The organism is Streptococcus sp. 1004_SSPC, assembly GCF_001069025.1.
Lineage (GTDB): Bacteria > Bacillota > Bacilli > Lactobacillales > Streptococcaceae > Streptococcus > Streptococcus vestibularis.
Genome location: NZ_JWGQ01000054.1, coordinates 1 through 3160, shown reverse-complemented (window position 1 = coordinate 3160; position 3160 = coordinate 1). Strand labels below are relative to the sequence as shown.

Below are 3160 nucleotides of genomic sequence, written 5' to 3'. Positions count from 1 at the left end.
CAGATGGTTAGAGCGCACGCCTGATAAGCGTGAGGTCGGTGGTTCGATTCCACTCGTGCCCATATTGGAGAATTACTCAAGAGGCTGAAGAGGACGGTTTGCTAAATCGTTAGGTCGGGTAACTGGCGCGGGGGTTCGAATCCCCCATTCTCCGTATTATGACGAATTATCTTTTAGATAATTCGTTTTCTTTTTTATAGAGGTGGCAAAATGAAAAATAGTTTTTATCGATTTCTTCTATACGCGTTTCTTCTTATTCTATTTTTTGTAATGCTTTTTTCTTTTGTTTTTACAAATAATAAATTGTCCAAGGATGTTTCTTCTAATGTCTCGGGTGTTGTGTCTAAAGTAGATTCTGTTATTTCTCTTCCATTTATTGCATTAGAAAAATCTCATGATGTTATTTCTGATTTTTTGTCAACCTATTCTGAGAATCGAGATTTAAAGAAATCATTATCTACTGTAGAAAATCAATCTGCTGTCATCTCTAATTTACAAGAAGAAAATGACTCTTTGAGAGCTTCTTTAAATCTTTCAGATAAACTTAGTCGTAATAATGTAATTACTGCTGAGGTTTCAATGCGTCCATCTGTTACTTGGTTGAAGGAATTAACGATTAATGTTGGAAAGTCTAAGAATGTTAGTAAGTCTATGTTGGCAACTTCTAACGGTGGAGTAATTGGTTTTATAACTAAAATTTATGATCATAGCACAACTATTTCTTTACTCTCTAATAGCTCAAATGATTCTTATATTGCTTCTAGTGTAAAAGGTGAGGATGAAAGTCAGATTTTTGGAATTATATCAAGTTATGATAATAAAAAGAAGCTTTTGGAAATGAGTCAGCTAAATTCATCTTCTGATGTTAAGGTTGGTTCTGAAGTGGTAACAAGCGGCCTGGATGAAGTTTCAGTAAAAAATGTTCCAATTGGTACGGTTGAATCTGTGATTGATTATGAAGGGAATCGTACGATTTTAGTTAAACCTTATGCTGATTTTGATAAAATTTCTTATGTTAGTCTTGTTGGAGATGGTAAATAATATGAAGTTTTTCAAGTTTTCTGTTATTCCATTCTGGTTGAGTATTATTCCTTTTCTATGGGATGGTCATATTTCGATGCTACTTAACCATTATTTTTCTCCAGAATTATTTCTATCGTCCCATCTTTTTATTATCTATATGTCCATCTTAACTCTTAGCCGTCCTAATAATTTTTCATTTCTATACCTTGTTTGTTTAGGATTTCTATATGATACATATTATTTTAAAACAGTCGGTATAGTAATTATAACTCTCCCACTTTTATCTTATCTATTAGCTCAACTATTGCGGTTTGTTAAGAGAAATGCTTATGTTGATTGTTTACTGGCCTTTTTATTCTTATTTTTCTTTGATACTATAAATTTTGGTTTTGCCTTATATTATGGCTTCACAAATGAGTCTATTAGTGATTTTATTATCTATCAACTCAGTCCTAGTCTAGTGTTTAATCTTTTAATTTTTATTTTGATCAAACCTATTGTCGAAAAATTATTTTTGTATCTGTCAGTTGATAGATTTAAATAAAACTGTAATATTAGCGTAACAAATTTTGTGCCATTTTTTGATACAATTAATGAGTCTTATCGAAAAGGAGTAGTATTTTATATTATGAAAAAACGTATTCTTTCAGCAGTGTTGGTAAGTGGTGTAACCTTATCAGCAGCTGCATCAGTACATGCAGAGGATTATGATTCACAAATCGTTGCTGCAGATAACGCAATTAGTAACCTTGCTTCTCAACAAGAGACTGCACAAGCGCAAGTTGCTACAATCCAATCTCAAGTATCTACACTTAGAACACAAAAATCAGAATTGGAAACTAAAAATGCTGAACTTGAAAAAGTATCAGCAGATTTGGAATCTGAAATTCAAGAATTATCAAGTAAAATTGTAGCTCGTCAAGATTCTTTGGCGAAACAAGCTCGTAGTGCTCAACAAAATAATACTGCGACTAGCTACATCAACTCTATCTTGAACTCTAAGTCAATCTCTGAAGCTATTACTCGTATCACAGCTATTTCAAAAGTTGTTACAGCTAATAATGACATGTTGACAAAACAAGAGTCTGATCAAAAAGAGCTTGCTGCAAAACAAGAAGAAAACCAAGCTGCTATTAATGAGATTGCAACTAATAAAGCAGAACTTGAAACTACAGAAGCTGGTTTGACAACTCAACAAGCAGAACTAGAAGCAGCACAAGTTGCTTTGGCTGCAGAATTGGCTACAGCTCAAGATGAAAAAACATCACTTGTTTCTGCTAAATCAACTGCAGAAGCAGTGGCAGCTTCAACTGCAGCATCAGTTGCTCAGTCTCAAGCAATTGCAGAATCAGAGGCAGCAGCACAAGCAGTAGCTTCTTCAGAAGCGGCAGCATTTGTAGCTCAATCAGAGGCGGCAGCAACTTCAGAAGCTACTGTTTCAGAAACAGCAACATCCTCAGAAGCAGCACAAGAACCTGTTTCATCAGCAACTTCAGAAACTACTCAAGCGCCTACTGCTCCAGCAACATCTGAAGCACAACTAGAATCAGCTGCTCCAGTAGCTTCAGAAGCACCAGCTCCTGCTAGCGAAGCACCTGTAGCAACTTCAGAAGCACCAGCAAGTCAAGCACCTGCAGCTTCAGATGCACCAGCTCCAGCAGCTGAAACGCCTAAAGTATCAGCTGCCTCAACTCCTAATACATATCCTGTTGGTCAATGTACTTGGGGTGCTAAATCATTAGCTTCATGGGTTGGTAATTACTGGGGTAATGCTAAAAACTGGATTGCTAGCGCACAAGCAGCTGGCCACTCAGTTGGTACAACTCCTGTAGCCGGAGCAATTGCAGTTTGGCCAAATGATGGTGGTGGTTATGGTCACGTAGCTTACGTAACATCAGCATCAGGTGCAAATTCAATTCAAGTTATGGAATCAAACTATGCTGGTAACATGTCAATCGGTAACTACCGTGGTACATTTGATCCAACATCTTCAGCTCATGGTGGTTCTGTATACTATATTTACCCATAATGAATACAAAAAGGCGATTCGGCTATTCTCGAATCGTTTTTATTTGGCTCTTTGTCAACTGTAGTGGGTGACGAAAAGCTAACATCTAGAGAGGACCTGATAGGTCTT

Annotated in this window: 3 protein-coding genes and 1 tRNA gene; all 4 read left to right on the top strand. The window is 36.4% G+C overall.

The genetic code is table 11. The features are described 5' to 3' along the window. Nucleotides 1–66: 66 nt before the first annotated feature. The 4 genes from ADF62_RS04420 (at nucleotide 67) to ADF62_RS04405 (ending at nucleotide 3052) form a co-directional block, all read left to right on the top strand. A tRNA-Ser gene (locus ADF62_RS04420) sits at nucleotides 67–154 on the top strand. Between the two features lie 56 nt (nucleotides 155–210). Continuing rightward, on the top strand, nucleotides 211–1041 hold the full coding sequence (gene mreC, locus ADF62_RS04415; protein ID WP_003098221.1) for a rod shape-determining protein MreC: 831 nt from the start codon (nucleotides 211–213) through the stop codon (nucleotides 1039–1041). Nucleotide 1042: 1 nt separating this feature from the next. Next, complete coding sequence (gene mreD, locus ADF62_RS04410; RefSeq protein ID WP_037621874.1) at nucleotides 1043–1567, top strand: rod shape-determining protein MreD; 525 nt, start codon at nucleotides 1043–1045, stop codon at nucleotides 1565–1567. A gap of 84 nt (nucleotides 1568–1651) precedes the next feature. After that, nucleotides 1652–3052, top strand: coding sequence for a PcsB-like coiled-coil domain-containing protein (locus tag ADF62_RS04405; RefSeq protein WP_048788189.1), 1401 nt, complete (start codon nucleotides 1652–1654; stop codon nucleotides 3050–3052). Nucleotides 3053–3160 lie beyond the last annotated feature (108 nt).

What these genes read in the sequence shown, in the direction of transcription:
- mreC (WP_003098221.1), top strand. Translation starts at nt 211, where the DNA reads ATGAAAAATAGTTTTTATCGATTTCTTCTATACGCGTTTCTTCTTATT.
- mreD (WP_037621874.1), top strand. Translation starts at nt 1,043, where the DNA reads ATGAAGTTTTTCAAGTTTTCTGTTATTCCATTCTGGTTGAGTATTATT.
- ADF62_RS04405 (WP_048788189.1), top strand. Translation starts at nt 1,652, where the DNA reads ATGAAAAAACGTATTCTTTCAGCAGTGTTGGTAAGTGGTGTAACCTTA.